This is a genomic window from Pseudarthrobacter sp. WHRI 8279 (assembly GCF_040224115.2).
Taxonomy (GTDB): domain Bacteria; phylum Actinomycetota; class Actinomycetes; order Actinomycetales; family Micrococcaceae; genus Arthrobacter.
Map to the genome: position 1 here is coordinate 2,674,912 of NZ_CP168162.1, position 18,564 is coordinate 2,693,475.

Genomic DNA, 18,564 nt, shown 5'->3' on the forward strand with positions numbered 1-18,564 from the left:
TTGTACTCACTTTTTGGCTCCATCAAGGTCGCGGCCAATGGCCGAAGCTTCGGAATCCAAATCCTGCGCCAGCTCGGACTTGAACGTGGCATACCGGGCCAGGTGCGCGGGGCGGCGGCGCAGCACCAGCCACGCGGCACCGAGGATGAGGAACCACACCGGCGTGACCAGCAGCGCCAGCAGGGTGTCCGGCTGCGTGGTCAGCGCCCACAGGACGAAGGCGAAGAACGCGAACACCACCCACACCATCGGCACCCCGCCCGGCATCCGGTACTTGGACGCCTGGTGCAGGTGGGAGCGCCGGCGCCGGAACGCCAGGTAGCTGGCCAGGATGATCGACCAGACGAACACGAAACAAACGGCGGAGACGGTGGTGACCATTTCGAAGGCCTTGCCGATGTCCTGGCCCGCGTACATCAGGATGACGCCGGAAAGCAGCAGGACGCAGGAGAGGAACAGCGCGTTCTGCGGCACCTTGCGGGCGGACAGGTGGCGGAAGACCGACGGCGCGTCCCCCTCCTGTGCCAGGCCGTAGACCATGCGGGAGGTGGAGTAGATGCCCGAGTTGGCCGAGGACATGGCCGAGCTGAGCACCACCAGGTTCACCACGGTGGCGGCGGCACCGAGGCCGGCCAGGGAGAACATGGCGATGAACGGGCTGTGGCCTGCCTGGAACTGGGTCCACGGGGTGACGGACATCAGGATGATAAGGGCGCCCACGTAGAAGAGCAGCACGCGGATGGGGATGGAGTTGATGGCGCGGGGCAGGTTCTTCTCCGGGTCCTTCGCCTCGGCGGCGGTGGTGCCCACGAGCTCAATGCCCACGAACGCGAACACCGCGATCTGGAAGCCGGCCACAAAACCCATGAACTCGTTCGGGAACATCCCGCCGTGGCTCCACAAATTCGTGAAGGTGGCAGGGCCGGCGTCGGACTGGAAACCCGTGAAGATCATGAACATGCCCACGATGATCAGCGCCGCGATGGCAATGATTTTGATCAGGGCAAACCAGAACTCGGTCTCGCCGAAGGCCTTCACCGTGACCAGGTTCAGGAGCAGGAGGATGGCCACGGTGGCCAGGCCCGGGATCCACAGCGGCAGGCCCGGCCAGAGTTCCTTGGAATAGCCGGCAATAGCAATCACGTCTGCGATGCCGGTGATCACCCAGCAGAACCAGTAGGTCCAGCCCGTGAAGAAGCCCGCCCAGGGCCCCAGGAGGTCCGCCGCGAAGTCGCTGAAGGACTTGTAGTTCAGGTTGCTCAGCAGCAGCTCGCCCATGGCACGCATAACGAAGAACAGCATGAAGCCGATGATCATGTAGACGAAAATGACGGACGGTCCGGCTGCGGAAATTGTCTTGCCCGAGCCCATGAACAGGCCGGTGCCGATGGCGCCGCCAATGGCGATCAGCTGGATGTGCCTGTTGGTGAGCTGCCGCTCCAGGTGCGGCTCCTGGTGGGTTTTTACAGGGTTAGTTGTCACGTGCTGCTCCTCGGATCAAAGCTGTCTGGAGTGCGGAAGGGGAAGCCTGTTCAAGCCCGGCGGGCAGGGAATCTAGGCTGTTGAAGCTGTAAAGGTGGATGCCGGCGATGGTGCCGGGCGTGTTTGCGAGCCCGGCCACCAGGGAGTCCGGGGAGTACCGGTCGCCGCTGAGGAGTTTGCGGGCCAGCGGACCTTTGCGGCTGAGGAATTTCAGGGAACTTCCGACGCCGATCTGCGTGGCGAGTGCCACCAGCTTGGTCCGCGGGACGGACCCCGCGACTCCCGCCCAGAGGGGCAGGTGGACGCCTTCGCGGCGCAGGAGCGCGGCGTAGTCTTGGATTTTTTCGGCTGAGAAGCACATCTGCGTGACCACGTGTGAGGCGAGGTGCTGCTTGGCCAGCAGCCCGTCCAGCAGGTCCAGGGGGCTGACCAAAGGGTGGCCCTCCGGGTAGCCCGCCACGCCCACGCGCATCATTCCGCCGGTGTACTGGGCAATGTCTTCAAGGACCGGAAGCGCCGAGTCGTACGTGCCGGCGGGCTGCTTCCGGTCTCCCCCAATGACGAAGACTTCACGGATTCCCGCAGCATCGCAGCCGCGGATGATCTCGGTGAGCTCCGCGCGGCTGCGGATGCCCCGGGCGGCGAGGTGCGGGATCACCTGGGAGCCGGCGTCGCTCAGTTCCACGGCGGTGCGCAGGGTCCGCTCGATGCCGTGGTGCGGCAGGCAGGTGACGCTGAGCGGCGTGGCCGCGGACACCCGGGCCCGGACCTGCTCAACGATTCCCTCGGAAGGGATGATTTCGATTCTGACGGGGAACATCATTGGTCCTGTCTTTGCTTCGGGTGTGGGGGCTTCAGCGCTGGCTGTTCCGCCTCACGCAGTGTTGGCCAGCAGGGAGCTGGCTTCTTGGCGGGTGCTGCCGGAGGACTCGATGTGGGCGAGTTCGGCGGGGATTTCCCAGCCTTTCTTCCGCATCGCGGTGGCCCAGAGCCGGCCGGCGCGGTAGGAGGAACGGACCAGCGGCCCGGACATCACGCCGAGGAACCCGATCTCGGTGGCCTCGTCCTGGAGGTCCACGAATTCCTGGGGCTTGACCCACCGGTCCACCGGCAGGTGCCGTTCACTGGGGCGCAGGTACTGGGTGATGGTGATCAGGTCGCAGCCGGCCTCGTGCAGGTCCCGCAGGGCCTCGGAGATCTCCTCTCGGGTCTCGCCCATGCCCAGGATCAGGTTGGACTTGGTCACCATGCCCAGGTTCCGGCCCTGCGTGATCACATCCAGGGACCGCTCGTACCGGAACGCCGGGCGGATCCGCTTGAAGATCCGCGGCACGGTCTCGACGTTGTGCGCGAAGACCTCGGGGTTGGAATCGCAGATCGCGGCGATGTGCTCGGGTTTGCCGGAGAAATCCGGGATCAGCAGTTCCACGCCGGTGCCGGGGTTCAGCTCGTGGATCTTCCGGACCGTCTCGGCGTACAGCCACACACCCTCGTCTTCGAGGTCGTCGCGGGCCACCCCGGTGACCGTGGCGTAGCGCAGCTGCATCGCCTGCACCGAGCGGGCCACCTTGGTGGGCTCGAACCTGTCCACCGGGGACGGCTTGCCGGTATCGATCTGGCAGAAATCACACCTACGGGTGCACTCCGAGCCGCCGATCAGGAACGTGGCTTCCTTGTCCTCCCAGCACTCGAAAATGTTGGGGCAGCCGGCCTCCTCACACACCGTGTGCAGGCCCTCTTTCTTGACCAGGTTCTTGAGCTGGACGAACTCCGGGCCCATCTGGACCTTCGCCTTGATCCACTCCGGCTTACGCTCCACCGGGACAGCAGAATTACGCTGTTCAACGCGCAAAAGCTTCCGGCCTTCAGGTGCCAATGTCATTTCTGTACTTCCTTCAGCATTCGACGACGTTGACGGCGAGGCCGCCCATGGCCGTTTCCTTGTATTTGGAGCTCATGTCCTTGCCGGTCTCGCGCATCGTCACGATGACCTCGTCCAGGGAGACCCGGTGGGACCCGTCTCCCCAGAGCGCCATCTTTGCGGCATTGATCGCCTTCGCCGCGGCAATCGCGTTCCGTTCGATGCACGGAACCTGGACCAGACCCCCGATCGGATCACACGTCAACCCCAGGTTGTGCTCCATCGCGATCTCCGCCGCGTTCTCCACCTGCGCCGGGGACCCGCCCATCACCTCAGCCAGCCCGGCGGCGGCCATCGACGACGCCGAGCCCACCTCACCCTGGCAGCCCACCTCAGCCCCCGAAATAGACGCCTGCTCCTTATAAAGCACCCCCACCGCACCGGCGGCGAGCAGGAAACTCACCACCACGTCATCCCGGTCCTCCTGGGAGGCGTTCTCCATCCCCGGCGCGAAATGCAGCGCGTAATACAGCACCGCCGGGATGATCCCTGCCGCCCCGTTCGTCGGGGCCGTGACCACCCGGCCGCCAGAGGCGTTCTCCTCATTCACCGCCAAGGCGACCAAGTTAACCCACTCCTGCCAATACTTCGGGTCATGGAACTCGGTCTCCGCGCCTTCACCGTCCTGGCTGTCACCGGCGGGCCGGGCGCTTTCCTTCCGCAGCCGGTCATACCAGTCAGGCGCCCGCCGTCGGACCTTCAACCCGCCCGGCAGCACCCCCTCACGCTTCAGGGACGTGGCCACACACCCTTCCATCACGGAGTAGATGTGCAGCAGGCCCTCCCGGATCTGCTCCGGGGTGCGGCTGTCCTCCTCGTTGACCCGCATCACGTCACTGATGCCCAAACCGGTGTCCCGGCAGTGCTCCAGCAGTTCGGCGGCAGTCCGGAACGGCAGCGGCAGTTCCTTCTTGGACTCCTCCAGCTCCTGCAGCGCCGCGTCCTCCTCACCCTCCCGGACAATGAACCCGCCACCCACCGAGAAAAACGTGGCGGTGTGCAGAACCCGGCCTTCGGCGTCGGAGACCGTGAACGTCATCCCGTTGGTGTGCCTGGGCAGGACGGTCAACGGCCGCAGCACCATATCCTTCACCCCGTACGGCAAGGCCACCGCACCGGCCAGCTGCAGCATCCCGGTCTCCGCAATCGCGGCCAGGCGTTCCTCCACCTCATCGGGCAGGATCAGCTCCGGATGGAACCCCTCCAACCCCAACAAAATGGCCGTCATCGTCCCATGCCCATGACCCGTCGCCGCCAACGACCCATACAGATCCACGCGCAACGACGCCACCCCAGCCAACACCCCCGAAGCCTTCAACTCCTCGGCGAACACAGCAGCAGCCCGCATCGGCCCCACGGTATGCGAACTCGAAGGCCCGATTCCGATGGAAAAAAGGTCAAAGACGCCAACAGCCATGCGCGTATTTCCTAACTGGATGGAGAAGGTGAGAAACGGTGCCCTTGTGGGACCGGTATCCGGAAGCGTGCGTCTAAGGGAGCGTCGCGTCCGCTCAGCGGGCGTCTTCGCGACCGAGCACGCGGAGGATGCCGGTCCCACCGGGCAAAGGTGAGCACGGCTTAGGACAGTGGTGCTACGCCCGGGTAGAGCGGGTGGGCTGCGGCGAGTGCCTCGACGCGGTGACGCAGCCCGGAAAGGTCCGTGCCGGCGTCGGCCGTCAATGCCTCGGCGATGATGTCCGCAACCTCGCGGAAGGCAGCCTCGCCGAACCCGCGGGTGGCAAGGGCGGGGGTGCCGATACGCAGGCCGGAGGTGACCATGGGCGGGCGCGGGTCGAAGGGTACGGCGTTGCGGTTGACGGTGATGTCGATTTCCGCGAGCCGGTCCTCGGCCTGCTGGCCGTCCAGCTCACAGTTGCGCAGGTCCACCAGGACCAGGTGCACGTCGGTGCCGCCGGAGACCACGCTGATCCCCTTGGCGGTGACGTCCGGCTGGACCAGGCGTTCGGCCAGGATCCTGGCACCGGCCAGGACGCGTTCCTGGCGCTCCTTGAACTCGGCGGACGCCGCGATCTTGAACGCCACGGCCTTGCCCGCAATGACATGCTCCAGCGGGCCGCCCTGCTGGCCCGGAAACACAGCCGAATTGATCTTCTTGGCGATGTCGGCGTCGTTCGTCAGGATGATGCCGCCGCGCGGACCGGCGAGGGTCTTGTGCGTGGTGGACGTGGTGACGTGGGCATGCGGCACCGGTGACGGGTGCAGCCCGGCGGCAACCAGTCCGGCGAAGTGCGCCATGTCCACCATCAGGTAGGCGCCCACGGAGTCGGCGATGCGGCGGAACTCGGCGAAGTCCAGCTGCCGGGCGTAGGCGGACCAGCCGGCCACGATCAGTGCAGGCTTGGTTTCCTGGGCAAGGCGCTCCACCTCGGCCATGTCCACGGTGTGGGTGTCCTCGCGGACGCCGTACGGCACCACGTTGTAGAGCTTGCCGGAGAAGTTGATTTTCATCCCGTGCGTGAGGTGTCCGCCGTGGGCCAGGTTCAGGCCCATGATGGTGTCGCCCGGCTTGATCAGCGCATGCATCACCGAGGCGTTGGCCTGCGCGCCGGAGTGCGGCTGCACGTTAGCGAACCCAGCGCCGAACAATGCCTTGATCCGGTCAATGGCGAGCTGTTCGATGACGTCAACGTGCTCGCAGCCGCCGTAGTAGCGCTTGCCCGGGTAGCCCTCGGCGTACTTGTTGGTGAGCACGGAACCCTGGGCCTGCATAACGGCGACGGCGGTGTGGTTCTCGGAGGCGATCATCTCCAGGCCGTCGCGCTGGCGGGTCAGCTCGTCGTCGATCTTCGCGGCGATCTCCGGGTCCAGGGCGGAGAGGTCCGCGTCCAGGGACGGGGAGACCACCTGCTCGAAGGCTGCTGTTGTAGTCATGCCCGCGCCGCTCACAGTTCGCCGCCGTTGGCTGCCGCGTACTCTTCGGCGGACAGCAGCGGGCCTTCCTCGGCCACGGCCACCTTGAAAAGCCAGCCGGCGCCGTAGGGATCGTTGTTGATCAGCGCGGGGTCGGAGACGACGTCGTCGTTGATCTCCACAACCTCGCCCGTGACGGGGGCATAGAGGTCCGAGACGGACTTGGTGGACTCTACTTCGCCGCAGGTCTCGCCCGCGGTGACCGTGGAGCCAACCTCGGGCAGGTCCACGTAGACGATGTCGCCCAGGGCTTCGGCGGCCACGGCCGAGATGCCGATGTTGGCAGGTCCGGATCCGTCAGCAGCAACCCATTCGTGCTCGGCGGAGTACTTCAGTTCAGCAACAACTTTTGCCATGGTGTGTTTCCTTCAATCTGGTGTGTGAAAAGTGAGAGAGCGTCCGGTCAAACCGCGCATCAAGTGAGAGAGCGTCCGGAGAAAACCGACATCAAGTGAGAGAGCGTCCTAGGGCCGGCGGAGCCGGGCTTTTCGAAAGCGTGCGTCAAAGGCGAGGAACGAGCCAGCACGCGTGAAAAGCCCGGTCTGCCGGCCCGAACCCGGCCCCGAAACTTACTTCTGGCGCTTGTAGAACGGGAGCTCTACTACTTCGAAGGGCTCGGGCTTGCCGCGGAGGTCGATGTCCAGGGCGGTGCCGGGTTCGGAGTGTTCGACGTCGACATAGGCCAGGGCGATCGGGTAGCCAAGGCTGGGTGAAGGCTGTCCGGAGGTCACCTCGCCCACGACGACGCCGTCCTTGAGGACCGGGTAGTGGCTGCGGCCGGCGCGGCGGCCCAGGCCCTTGAGGCCCACGAGCCTGCGGCCGGAAGTGGAGCCGGCACCCAGTTCCTTGAGTTCGGCCAGCACGGCCTTGCCAACAAAGTCGGACTCCTTCTTGAGCGAAACAACCGGGCCCAGCCCAGCGGCGTACGGGTTGCCCCCGCGGGAGAGCTCGTTGCCGTAGAGCGGCATGCCGGCTTCCAGGCGAAGCGAGTCACGGCAGGCCAGGCCGGCGGGGATGAGCCCGTGGCCGGCGCCGGCTTCCAGCAGCGCGTCCCACCAATTGGCAGCGTCCTCGTTCGGGATGTAGATCTCGAAGCCGTCCTCGCCTGTGTAGCCGGTGCGGGCCAGGAGCAGGTCCTGGACGGTACCGTTGACGGTGATACCTACCTCAACGGCCGCGTAGTACTTCAGTTCGGTCACCAGGGAGTGCTGGTCGGCGGGAACCAGCGTCAGCAGGATGGCCTCGGCGTTGGGTCCCTGGACCGCGATGAGGGAGGTCTCGGCGGAGACGTCGTCAACAACAACGTCGAAGCCCGCAGCCCGCTCGGCGAGTGCGGCGGCGACCACCGCAGCGTTGCCGGCGTTGGGGACCACCAAGTACTTGTCTTCCGCTCGCCGGTAGGAGATCAGGTCATCGATGATGCCCCCGTCTTCCTGGCAGATCAGCGAGTACTTCGCCTTGCCAACCGCGACGGCGGACAGCTTGCCGGCCAGGGCGTAGTCCAGGAACGCTGCGGCGTCCGGTCCGGTGACCCAGACTTCGCCCATGTGGGAGAGATCGAACAGGCCTGCAGCGTTACGGACGGCATGGTGTTCAGCCAGTTCGGAGCTGTACTTCAGGGGCATCTGCCAGCCGCCGAAATCGGTAAAGGAGGCGCCGGCGATTTTGTGCTGCTCGTAGAGCGCGGTGTAGTTCTCAGTCATCAGAAAATCCTTAGTTCTCAAACTCGGAAAGCGGAGGGCAGGAGCACACCAGGTTGCGGTCACCTGCTGCACCGTCGATGCGGCCGACGGGCGGGAAGTACTTGTCCTGCCGCAGCGAAGCCACCGGGAAGGCGGCCTGCTCGCGCGGGTACGTCCGGTCCCAATCGGAGGAGACGACGGCGGCGGCCGTGTGGGGTGCGTTGCGCAGCGGGCTGCTGGTCACGGTGAAATCGCCGTTGGCCACCTGGTCGATTTCCTTGCGGATGGTGATCATGGCTTCGATGAAGCGGTCGATCTCCGCGAGGTCCTCGGATTCGGTGGGCTCCACCATCAGGGTGCCCGCTACCGGGAAGGACAGCGTGGGGGCGTGGAAGCCGAAGTCGATCAGGCGCTTGGCGACGTCCTCGGCTGTGACGCCGGTCTGGGCCGTCAGGTCGCGCAGGTCCAGGATGCACTCGTGCGCCACCAGCCCGGTTTCGCCTGTGTAGAGGACCGGGAAGTGCTCGTCCAGGCGGGCGGCAACGTAGTTGGCCGCCAGCAGCGCGGACTTGGTCGCCTCGGTCAGGCCCTGGCCGCCCATCAGCTTCACGTAGGCCCAGGAAATCGGCAGCACGCCCGCGGAGCCAAAGCGGGAAGCGGAGATCGCGACACCGTGCCCGGCTTCATGGGCCGCCTTGTTGGCGTCGCCCGGCATGAACGGTGCCAGGTGCGCCTTGGCTGCAACCGGTCCGACGCCGGGTCCGCCGCCGCCGTGCGGGATGCAGAAGGTCTTGTGCAGGTTCAGGTGCGAGACGTCTCCGCCGAACTTGCCCGGCTGTGCCAGCCCGACGAGGGCGTTGAGGTTCGCGCCGTCAACGTACACCTGGCCGCCTGCCGCGTGGATGGCGTCGCACACCTCGCGGACGTCAGCGTCGTACACACCGTGCGTGGACGGGTAGGTGATCATGATCGCCGAAAGGGCGTCCTTGTGGGCTTCGATCTTCGCGGCAAGGTCGGTGTGGTCGATGGTGCCGTCCGGCGCCGTGGCCACCACAACAACCTTCATGCCGGCCAGGACAGCCGAAGCGGCGTTGGTGCCGTGCGCAGAAGCGGGGATCAGGCAGACGTTGCGCTGCTGGTCGCCACGGGAGTGGTGGTAGCCGCGGATCGCCAGCAGGCCGGCCAGTTCACCCTGGGATCCGGCATTGGGCTGGATGGACACCTGGTCGTACCCGGTGATCTCCGCGAGATCAGCTTCCAGGCTGGCAATGAGTTCGCGCCAGCCGGCCGTCTGGGAATCCGGAGCAAAGGGGTGGATGGAGGCGAACTCCGGCCAGGAGATGGCTTCCATCTCAGCCGTGGCGTTCAGCTTCATGGTGCAGGAGCCCAGCGGAATCATGGTGCGGTCCAGCGCCAGGTCCCGGTCTGAGAGCCGGCGGATGTAGCGCAGGAGCTGGGTTTCGGAGCGGTGGGTGTTGAACACCGGGTGCTGCAGGTAGGTGGAGGTGCGCAGCACCGGCTCCGGCAGCTCAAAGCCCTCACCGGACACAACCGGGCCGGCGCCAAAGGCGACCGCCACCGCGGAGAGGACCTCCGGCGTCGTGGTTTCGTCAACGGACACGCCAACTGTGTCCGCGTCGACGAGGCGCAGGTTGATGCCGCGGGCCTCTGCGGCGGTGATCACCTTGGCGGCCTTGCCGGGCACGCGGACGGTGAGGGTGTCGAAGAAGGACTCGGACACCAGTTCGCGGCCGGCATGCTTCAGCGTGGCGGCCAGGGAGCGGGCGTTGTTGTGGACGGATTCCGCGATCGCCTTCAGGCCGTCGGGGCCGTGGTAGACGGCGTAGAAGGACGAGACGATGGCCAGCAGTGCCTGCGCGGTGCAGATGTTGGAGGTGGCCTTTTCGCGGCGGATGTGCTGCTCGCGGGTCTGCAGGGCCAGGCGGTAGGCGGGGACGCCCGCGTTGTCCTTGGAGACGCCCACGATGCGGCCCGGCAAGGTGCGCTCCATGCCGTCGCGGACGGCCATGTAGGCGGCGTGCGGCCCCCCAAAGAACAGCGGCACGCCAAAGCGCTGGGTGGAGCCGACGGCGATGTCCGCGCCCTGCTCGCCCGGCGGGGTGATCAGGGTGAGGGCCAGGAGGTCGGCGGCGACGGTGACCAGTGCGCCGCGTTCCTTGGCCCCGGCGATGACGGCTGACTGGTCCCAGACCCGGCCGGAGACGCCCGGCTGCTGCAGGACTACGCCGTTGATGTCGCCCTCGGGCAGGCCCGTGGTGAGATCGGCGATTTCCACCTCAAAGCCCAGGGCTTCGGCGCGGCCCAGCACGATGGCGATGGTCTGCGGGAGGAGGTCGGCATCCAGGACGGTCTTGCCGTCTTTCGCAGCCTTGTTCTTGTTCGCGCGGCGCATCAACAGTACGGCCTCGGCCACAGCGGTGGCTTCGTCGAGGAGGGAGGCGTTGGCCACGGGGAGGGCCGTCAGGTCCTGGACCATGGTCTGGAAGTTCAGCAGCGCCTCGAGCCGGCCCTGGGAAATCTCGGGCTGGTACGGGGTGTAGGCGGTGTACCAGGCGGGGGCTTCAAGGATGTTGCGGCGGATTACCGGCGGGGTCACGGTGTCATAGTAGCCCTGGCCGATCATCTGCACGGCCATCTTGTTTTTGCCGGCCAGCTTGCGGAGCTCGGCGAGGACCTGGACTTCGCTGAGGGCGCTCTCAAGGGTGAGCGGCTTATCCTGGCGGATGGAATCCGGAACCGCGCTGTCCACGAGGCCATCTAGGGTGTCGTAGCCGACGGCCTTGAGCATGGTGTCGATATCGGACTGGCGGCGCGCGCCGATATGGCGGTCAGCGAAGGTGGTTGGGGACGATTGAACCGTCATGAGAGGAACTCCATAATTCAGGTGGCATAAGGTGCCACTTTGATTCGGGTTCCTCCCCGCTCTGTATTGGACCTGAGAGTTTTGCGTTGCCCTGCTGTTCAGCGGGGCGCCACTTGCACCGTCGGTGAGCCCGGTTGCCCGGACTGCTTTCCAGAGTTGCCTTGCCGCGGCGGTACGTGGGCCTGAGAGATTCCTGGGGAGGATTTGCTCCTACGGCGCCTGCAGAACGTACCGGCAGGACTCTCCCGCCGCAGATCATAAGCGTGTGCCACTGGTGGGTGACACGACTCACACCATACCAAGATCCGTGGCGGGATCCAAACTTCTGGCCCCTAAGGCGACTTACGACGCCGGGACGCGCCGCCGTCGCCATCCCTTTGTCACTGTTCCCGGCCGCTGGCTTTCCGGCCGATGTTGTACCCGGCCCAAAAGGCGAGCAGAAGCAGGCCCACGACGGCGATTGCCAGGCCCGCCTGCGTCCCCGGGCTGAGGAAGGCCATCCCTGTGCCGGAGAAGGGCTGGTTGCTCAGCGGCGCGTAGGCGAACCAGCCGATGTAGGTGTTCCTGTTGAGCCAGGCCACCGCGCACCCCGCAAGCAGGATGGCGAACCCGGCCAGGGGCAGGACGGCACCCGGCATCCGGGCCGGTTTCCGCGGCCCACGTTCTTCAGAGCTGTCTTCTTCAGGCGTGCTGTCTTCTTCAGGCGTGCTGTCTTCTTCAGGCGTGCTGTCTTCTTCAGGCGTGCTGTTGTCCCCCATGCAGGCGAGTCTAGCCGGGCTTCCAAGGACGGGATTAGGCTGGGCGCATGTTGACCCTCGGCAGCACCGTCCTCGGCGTCAATGACGTTGCCCGCGCCACCGCTTTCTGGCACGCAGCCCTGGGCTACGTCCCGCGTGAACCCGGTGACGAGACCTGGATCATCCTGGTTCCGGCGTCGGGCCCGGGCGCGCAACTGGCACTGATGTTGAGCGAGACGCCAGCCCAGGACCACCCGCGCATCCACCTGGATTTGTATGCGGACAACCAGGAGGCAGAGGTGGAACGGCTGATCTCGCTCGGGGCCTCCCGCGTCGACTGGGACCTGTACCCGGAAGACCCGGATTTCGTTGTCCTTGCCGACCCCGACGGGAACCGTTTCTGCGTTGTCGCCCATAACCCGCAGTAGGCCTGGTCTGCAGGTTCGGCCGGCGCCGGACGCTAGGCCGGGTGCCGCGGCGCTCCCAAGGAGGCCGGACGACGGCGGAACCTCCCGCCGTCGTCCGCTTCCGTCCGGGAACAAGCCGGCCGGGCGCGGCGTTGGGATACCTACGACAGTTCCGCCGCCACGCGGCACCCAACAGAACGGAACCCCATGGCCAGGGCTATCTGGAACGGAAAAGTCATCGCCGAATCAACGGACACGGTGGTGGAGGGCAACCACTACTTTCCCCGCGACGCCGTCAACGCCGGCTACCTGAGGGACAGCGACCTTTACTCGGTGTGCCCGTGGAAGGGCCGGGCCAGCTACCACACGCTGGAAGTTGACGGGAAGCTCAACGTGGACGCCGCCTGGTTCTACCCTGAGCCCAAGCCCCGTGCCAAGCAGATCGAGGACCGGATCGCCTTCTGGCGCGGAGTGACCATCGAGGGCTGACTGGAACTCCCCGGGCGGTAACGTGGCGATCACGCTGATAACCGTTCAAGGAGGAATCCGGCATGGAAGTCATCACCATCGAAACGCCGCAGCTGGGCGACCGCACCTACCTAGTGCATGACGGCGCGGTGGGCGTGGTCATCGATCCCCAGCGGGACACGGACAGGGTGGAAAAGGCCGTCTCGGATGCCGGCGTGAGGATCACCCACGTGGCCGAGACGCACATCCACAACGACTACGTCACCGGCGGGCTGCAGCTGGCCCAGGACCACAACGCTGCCTACCTGGTCAACGCCGCGGACGATGTCCCGTACACCCGCCAGCCGATCTCCGACGGGGAAACGGTGCAGGTGGGACGGATGGTCCTCAAGGCCGTGGCCACGCCGGGGCACACCCACCACCACCTCTCCTACATCGTGACCGACGGCGAGCGCCAGGCGGTGTTCTCGGGCGGCAGCCTGCTGTACGGCTCCGTGGGCCGCACGGACCTCGTCAGCGAGGAAGACACCGTGCCGCTGACCCACCACCAGTACAGGTCGGTCCGGCGGCTGGTGGAGGAGGCGGCTGGGGACGCCGGGCTGTACCCCACGCACGGTTTCGGTTCCTTCTGCTCCTCGGGCCCGGCGAGCGGTGCGGAGTCCTCCACCATCGGCGAGCAGCTGAACGACAACCATGCCCTGACGGACCCGGACGAGGACCACTTTGTCCGCGAACTGATCCACAACCTCACGGCCTATCCGTCCTACTACGCCCACATGGCCCCCATCAACATGGCGGGCCCCACCGCACCGGACCTGGACCTGCCCGGCTCGCTGGACCAGGACGAGCTGGCATCCCGGCTGGAGCGGGGAGAGTGTGTGGTGGACCTGCGGAACCGCGTGGCCTTTGCCAGCAACCACCTGAACGGCAGCCTCAGCTTCGAATACGGCGACGGCACCCAGTTCACCGCCTTCCTGGGCTGGGTCCTGCCCTGGGACGAACAGCTGACGCTGGTGGGTGAACGCCAGGAGGTGGAGAACGCCATCCGGGACCTGTCCCGTATCGGCATCGACAACCCGGATGCGGCCATCGGCGCCGGACCCGGGGACGTTGCGCCGCGGGTGGAAACCTCCTCCTATGACAGCGTCGGCTGGCAGGAAGTGCTGCAGAAGCCCAAGGAGGATCCCATCCTCGATGTCCGCCGCACGGACGAGTTCGAAGATTCCCACATCCAGGATGCGGTGAACATCCCGCTCCACGAGCTGCTCCGGCGCATGGACGAGGTACCCGCCGGCCGGCTCTGGGTGCACTGCGGCTCCGGCTACCGCTCCGCCGTGGCTGCGAGCCTCCTGCAGCGCACCGGCCGGGACGTGGTCCACATTGACGCGAGCTTCGGCGACGTGAAGAAGGCCGGCCTCACGCTGGCCTGAACCGGCAGTGGTGAGCGGACGACGGCGGGACTTCCCGCCGTCGTCCGCCTGCTTTTGCCCCGCCTAGAGGTTTGCGGCTTCTTCCTCCGCCAGCCTGATCATGCGGAGTTCATCCTCCACCGCCCGGGACGGCCAGTAGTCCTTGGCCAGTTCACTGGCCCGGATCCTGTCCGCCTCCGGAAAGAGCTTGCCGAGCAGCCCGGCCGCCTGCATCAGGGCGATCAGCGCTATGGTCCGGGGCTCGGGCCCCGTGGTTGCGGGCTTCGCGGTGGCTGGCGTTGCTTCGGATGTTGCGGCTTCCGGCCCTGTAGCCGCGCCCGCCTCAGCCGCTCCGGATTCCGGCGGCTGGAGGCCGGACGGGGCCGCCCTGAGTGCTGTCCGGACCTTTTCAAGCAGCGCGGCCTCCGGGGCATGGTCCTTTTCCGGATACCTCACGGCCCGGAACCGGCCCAGGTGCTTCTCGCCGACGTGCTCCACGATGCCCGCCGCCGCCATCTGCTCGTAGATGCGCTGCGTCTGGGCGCGGCCTTCCAGCATGGAGACCCACCGCCGGGGGCTGTGCGGCCGTGACTTGCCGCGAATGAGCTCCAGCTCGTGCTGGAGCTCCGTTTCAGGGGTGGCGCCGGTGGCCCGGATGTGCTTGCCCTCCAGCCCGATGGCGCCGAGGAGGTCCAGCTCGGCCAAGATTGCCCCGGCCACCGTGGTCCGAAGAGCGAACACCGGAACCTCGGGTTTGCCGTCCTTGTCATTGGTGGCCAGAAGGAGGAAAGCCTGGGGAAGGCTCAGTTCAACCGCTTGGGGTGTTTCCGCGTTCATGGCACCATGCTGCTCCCGCAATGCGGCGCCCGCTACGGCCGAAGTACCTGTTTTGCGGCGGATCTTCGGGCTTAAGCTAGTACCACAAACGTCCCTTCCAGCGCCGCGGAGGCCGCCGTGGACACCGAAACTGCCGGCGTGGTTGGCCACGACGTCACCACCATCACCTGTGTGTGCGGCAACACCGTCAGCAAGGACGGACTGATCCAGGCCAACGCGCAGGGCGTCCCCGTGTACTCGGGTGAAGCCCCTGCCCCGCCGGAGCTTGCGGAATGGCCCGCGGACGAGGACCTCTATACCCTGTGCCCCTCCTGCGGCCGCGTCTACCGTGACGCCGTCATCGAGGAAACAGGAACGGCACCTGTTGCGTTCCGGGTCGACGTCAAGGCCGCCCCCATCGCCGAGGCCATCAGCGTCCATTGGAGCCTCAGCACCTAAAGCGCCCCGGCACTTGAGCACCTCAGCACCTCGGCACCCCAGCACCCCAGCACCTCAGCCAAGGGGGAAGCGGACGACGGCGGCCGCCGCCCGCCGTCGTCCGCTTGCGTGTCGCACCCGGAGGGGCTGCCCGCCCCGCTGGATGCTGGCACACTGGGCCAATGAACGAGGTACTCTCCCCCTCCCGCCGGCCCGGCATCCGGGCAGCGATGTTTGTTGACTTCGACAACGTGTTCACAGGCCTGCAGGCCCTGGACCCCCTGGCCGCTAAGCGGTTTGCCGAGGACCCCAAGCACTGGGCGGACGCCTTGTCAGCCGGAGGATCCGGGGAGGGCGCCCGCCGCTTCCTGATCCGCAACTGCTACCTGAACCCGATGGTGTACTCGAAGTACCGGACCTACTGGACCCGCGCCGGCTTCCGTGTGATCGACTGCCCGTCCCTGACCCAGCGGGGCAAGAGCAGCACGGACATCAACCTGGTGCTTGACGCGATGGATGCCCTGTCCGGCAGCGGCGGGATCGAGGAGTTCTTCATCGCCTCGGCTGATGCCGACTTCACGTCCCTGATCCAGCGGTTCCGGGCTGCCGACCGGATGACCACCGTGATCGCGGCCGGAGCCGTGGCCTTCGCCTACCGGGAAATGGCGGACCATGTGGTGGAGTCGCACGACTTCGTGGCGATCCTCCACGGCACCACCGCCGAGCCCCTCCATGCGGGGGCAGCAGTGAAGCAGCCGCAGGCCCCTGCCGTGGCCAAGCCGAAAACCAAGGCCGGCTCCCCCGCCATCCGCGAGGTGCTGGACTTCGTCCGGTCCGCGCCTGGGCCTGTGGTGGGTGCAATGGTGGCACACCGGGCGCTCACGGCCGACCCATCGCTGAAGACGGACTGGGGCGGGTTCGGAAAGTTCGGGACGTGGGTCTCGCAGATAGGCAAGGACGTGGAATATTCGGCAGCGCAGGGCGGCTGGGTCTGGGACGCGAAGCGGTTTTCCACCGAGGATCTTCCCCTGCCTGCGGACCTCCAGCCGCGCATCGAGGAGCAGGTCACCCGGGTGACGGACGTGCCGGCACTGTCCACTGCCCAGTTCCGGCAGATTTTCCAGTCCATGGCGGCCCGGCTCCGGGAGCATCCGCCGCTCAACCGCACGGAGCTGTCCCGGCAGGTGCGTGACGACTGCGTCAGCGCGGGCCAGCCGGTCTCCCGGAATGCGGTGAGCTTTGTGCTGCAGGGCCTCGCCTACGCCAACTTCCAGCTCAGTGACAAGTCGACGGCGGCCGAGCTGGCGGCAGCCTGGACGGCGAACGTGGAGGAACTCTGCCGGGTGGCGCTGCTGGAGTTCGACGCCGGCGAGAAGCTTGCGGTGCGGCGCTGGGCAAGCGGCGGGCTGCTGGAGAACGGACAGGCTTAGGCGGACGACGGCGGGACGCGCCTCTGAATCTGGCCGCCGCTTGCGGGCGGGCCGGCTCCGGGACGTTTGGCTCTGGACCCGTCCCCGGCCGGTTGCAAGACTGGCTTGCATGAAGTTCCTTGCCGCCTCGCCCCGGTTCCTGTTCTTCACCGGCAAAGGCGGTGTGGGCAAGACGTCGGTGGCGTGCGCGTCGGCGCTCTTCCTGGCGCGGGCCGGCCGGAAGGTGCTGCTGGTCAGCACGGACCCCGCGTCCAATATCGGGCAGGTCTTCGGCCTCACTGTTGGAAACACCGTCACCGCAATTCCGGAGATGCCAGGCCTCGCTGCCCTGGAAATCGACCCGGAGCAGGCCGCCGAGGCTTACCGGGAGCGGATCCTCACCCCAGTCCGCGGAGTCCTGCCGGAAACGGAACTGGCCGGCATCGCCGAGAGCCTTTCCGGTTCCTGCACCACGGAGGTGGCCTCCTTCGACGAGTTCACCAGCCTGCTCGGAGACGATGCTTCCTATGCGGAGTATGACCACATCATCTTTGACACCGCCCCGACCGGCCACACCATCCGCCTGCTGCAGCTGCCCGGCTCGTGGACGGATTTCCTTGCCACCGGCGCAGGGGAACCGTCCTGCCTGGGTCCGCTGTCCGGGCTGGACAAGCACAAGGAGGTGTATGCCAGGGCGGTCCAGGCCCTAGCCGATCCGCTGCGTACCCGGCTTGTCCTGGTGACCCGGGCCCAGCCGTCATCCCTTAAGGAGGTTGAGCGGACCTACCTTGAGCTGAACCAGATCGGCATCAGCGGCGGTTACCTGGTGGTTAATGGTGTGCTGCCCGAGGCAGCCGGCGGGGAGGAGCTTGCGAAGGCCCTGCGTGCCCGGGAGGCTGCGGCCCTGGCGGCCGTCCCCGGGGCGGTTGCCGGGCTCCCCCGCGACGTGCTCGAGCTCAAGCCCGGCAACATGGTGGGGATTCCGGCGCTCGAATCCCTGTTTGCTCCCTCGCTGCTGACGGACGCTGCCGAGGGACCGCCGTCGTTCCTTGACGTCGAGGACGCCCCGCTTGCCGCACTGGTGGACGGCATTGAGGCCGACGGACACGGGCTGGTGATGTGCATGGGCAAGGGCGGCGTGGGAAAGACGACGGTGGCTGCGGCGATTGCGGTTGCCCTGGCCTGGCGGGGGCACGCCGTCCACCTCACCACCACCGATCCGGCGGCGCACCTGTCCGAGACGCTGCACGGGTCCGTCGCGGGGCTGACGGTGTCCCGCATTGACCCGGCGGCGGCCATCCAGGAATACCGGGCCCACGTGATGGACACCAAGGGCCGGAGCATGGACGACGAAGGCCGGGCTGCGCTGGCGGAAGACTTGATGTCGCCCTGCACGGACGAGGTTGCGGTGTTCCGGCAGTTCTCCCGGGTGGTCCAGGAGTCCAGGCGGCACTTCGTGGTGATGGACACCGCGCCCACCGGGCATACGCTCCTGCTGCTGGATGCCACGGGCTCCTACCACCGGGAGATCTCCCGGCAGGTGGGGGACTCGATGGGATTCGTGACGCCGCTGATGCGCCTCCAGGATCCGGTGGGAACGAAGGTCATCTTGGTGACGCTGGCCGAGACCACGCCCGTGCTGGAGGCGGAGGAACTCAAGGTTGACCTGGAGCGGGCCGGGATCCATCCGTGGGCCTGGGTCATCAACAACTCCATCGCCGCCGCCCGCCCGCGCTCGCCGTTCCTCCGCGCCCGCGCCGCCCAGGAGGCGGACCAGATCACAAAGGTTCGGGCCATGGCGGAGCGGGTTGCCCTGATCCCCCTGCTGCCGGAAGAGCCCATCGGAGAGGCGAAACTGACGGCGCTGACGGCTTTCACAACCCAGCGCGTTTAGCGGGAAGGTGACGCGGACGACGGCGGGACCTCCCGCCGTCGTCCGCTTGCTTGTTTTCTTGTTAGGGCGGTTACGCGCTGTTCGAG

At 66.7% G+C, this 18,564-nt stretch carries 16 protein-coding genes and 1 riboswitch; of the genes, 6 read left to right on the forward strand and 10 right to left on the reverse strand.

Annotated elements, in window-relative coordinates:
• Positions 1-6 precede the first annotated feature (6 nt).
• From cycA to ABRP28_RS12425, 9 genes are all read right to left on the reverse strand, one after another.
• Entirely contained in the window at positions 7-1,482 is a 1,476-nt protein-coding gene (cycA, locus tag ABRP28_RS12385) for a D-serine/D-alanine/glycine transporter (protein ID WP_350005060.1), read from the reverse strand.
• Entirely contained in the window at positions 1,472-2,305 is an 834-nt protein-coding gene (locus ABRP28_RS12390) for a methylenetetrahydrofolate reductase (RefSeq protein WP_350005058.1), read from the reverse strand. Before ABRP28_RS12390 ends, cycA begins: the two co-directional genes overlap by 11 nt.
• 51 nt (positions 2,306-2,356) lie before the next feature.
• On the reverse strand, positions 2,357-3,364 hold the full coding sequence (lipA, locus tag ABRP28_RS12395) for a lipoyl synthase (protein ID WP_350005056.1): 1,008 nt from the start codon (positions 3,362-3,364) through the stop codon (positions 2,357-2,359).
• Between the two features lie 13 nt (positions 3,365-3,377).
• Positions 3,378-4,820, reverse strand: a complete 1,443-nt coding sequence (locus ABRP28_RS12400) for an L-serine ammonia-lyase (protein WP_350005054.1) — start codon at positions 4,818-4,820, stop codon at positions 3,378-3,380.
• A gap of 161 nt (positions 4,821-4,981) precedes the next feature.
• A complete protein-coding gene (gene glyA / locus ABRP28_RS12405) occupies positions 4,982-6,295 on the reverse strand; it encodes a serine hydroxymethyltransferase (protein WP_350005052.1) in 1,314 nt (437 codons plus the stop codon).
• 11 nt (positions 6,296-6,306) lie between these two features.
• Positions 6,307-6,690, reverse strand: coding sequence for a glycine cleavage system protein GcvH (gene gcvH, locus ABRP28_RS12410; protein ID WP_350005050.1), 384 nt, complete (start codon positions 6,688-6,690; stop codon positions 6,307-6,309).
• Between the two features lie 213 nt (positions 6,691-6,903).
• Complete coding sequence (gcvT, locus tag ABRP28_RS12415; RefSeq protein ID WP_350005048.1) at positions 6,904-8,037, reverse strand: glycine cleavage system aminomethyltransferase GcvT; 1,134 nt, start codon at positions 8,035-8,037, stop codon at positions 6,904-6,906.
• Positions 8,038-8,047: 10 nt separating this feature from the next.
• On the reverse strand, positions 8,048-10,900 hold the full coding sequence (gcvP, locus tag ABRP28_RS12420) for an aminomethyl-transferring glycine dehydrogenase (protein ID WP_350005046.1): 2,853 nt from the start codon (positions 10,898-10,900) through the stop codon (positions 8,048-8,050).
• A 160-nt stretch (positions 10,901-11,060) separates the two neighbouring features.
• Positions 11,061-11,158: riboswitch (glycine riboswitch) on the reverse strand.
• A gap of 122 nt (positions 11,159-11,280) precedes the next feature.
• Positions 11,281-11,658 (reverse strand): hypothetical protein, encoded by a 378-nt coding sequence (locus ABRP28_RS12425; RefSeq protein ID WP_350005044.1) that lies wholly within the window; start codon positions 11,656-11,658, stop codon positions 11,281-11,283.
• A 47-nt stretch (positions 11,659-11,705) separates the two neighbouring features.
• Here ABRP28_RS12425 and ABRP28_RS12430 point away from each other — a divergent pair, with 47 nt between their 5' ends.
• The 3 genes from ABRP28_RS12430 to ABRP28_RS12440 all read left to right on the forward strand — a co-directional run bounded on the left by ABRP28_RS12430 (position 11,706) and on the right by ABRP28_RS12440 (position 13,942).
• Positions 11,706-12,065 (forward strand): VOC family protein, encoded by a 360-nt coding sequence (locus ABRP28_RS12430; RefSeq protein ID WP_350005042.1) that lies wholly within the window; start codon positions 11,706-11,708, stop codon positions 12,063-12,065.
• A gap of 186 nt (positions 12,066-12,251) precedes the next feature.
• Positions 12,252-12,533 (forward strand): DUF427 domain-containing protein, encoded by a 282-nt coding sequence (locus ABRP28_RS12435; RefSeq protein WP_350005040.1) that lies wholly within the window; start codon positions 12,252-12,254, stop codon positions 12,531-12,533.
• A gap of 62 nt (positions 12,534-12,595) precedes the next feature.
• Entirely contained in the window at positions 12,596-13,942 is a 1,347-nt protein-coding gene (locus tag ABRP28_RS12440) for an MBL fold metallo-hydrolase (RefSeq protein WP_350005038.1), read from the forward strand.
• Between the two features lie 63 nt (positions 13,943-14,005).
• On the opposite strand, the gene ABRP28_RS12445 is transcribed toward ABRP28_RS12440, so the two are convergent.
• Complete coding sequence (locus tag ABRP28_RS12445; protein ID WP_350005036.1) at positions 14,006-14,758, reverse strand: GPP34 family phosphoprotein; 753 nt, start codon at positions 14,756-14,758, stop codon at positions 14,006-14,008.
• 117 nt (positions 14,759-14,875) lie between these two features.
• On the opposite strand from ABRP28_RS12445, the gene ABRP28_RS12450 reads away from it, so the two are divergent.
• The 3 genes from ABRP28_RS12450 (at position 14,876) to arsA (ending at position 18,478) form a co-directional block, all read left to right on the forward strand.
• Positions 14,876-15,196: a hypothetical protein gene (locus ABRP28_RS12450; RefSeq protein ID WP_350005034.1), complete on the forward strand. Its 321-nt coding sequence runs from the start codon at positions 14,876-14,878 to the stop codon at positions 15,194-15,196.
• Between the two features lie 161 nt (positions 15,197-15,357).
• Positions 15,358-16,605 carry an NYN domain-containing protein gene (locus ABRP28_RS12455; RefSeq protein ID WP_350005032.1) on the forward strand — a complete coding sequence of 416 codons (1,248 nt, stop codon included), beginning with the start codon at positions 15,358-15,360 and terminating at the stop codon, positions 16,603-16,605.
• A gap of 109 nt (positions 16,606-16,714) precedes the next feature.
• Positions 16,715-18,478 carry an arsenical pump-driving ATPase gene (gene arsA / locus ABRP28_RS12460; RefSeq protein ID WP_350005030.1) on the forward strand — a complete coding sequence of 588 codons (1,764 nt, stop codon included), beginning with the start codon at positions 16,715-16,717 and terminating at the stop codon, positions 18,476-18,478.
• Positions 18,479-18,564: the final 86 nt, after the last annotated feature.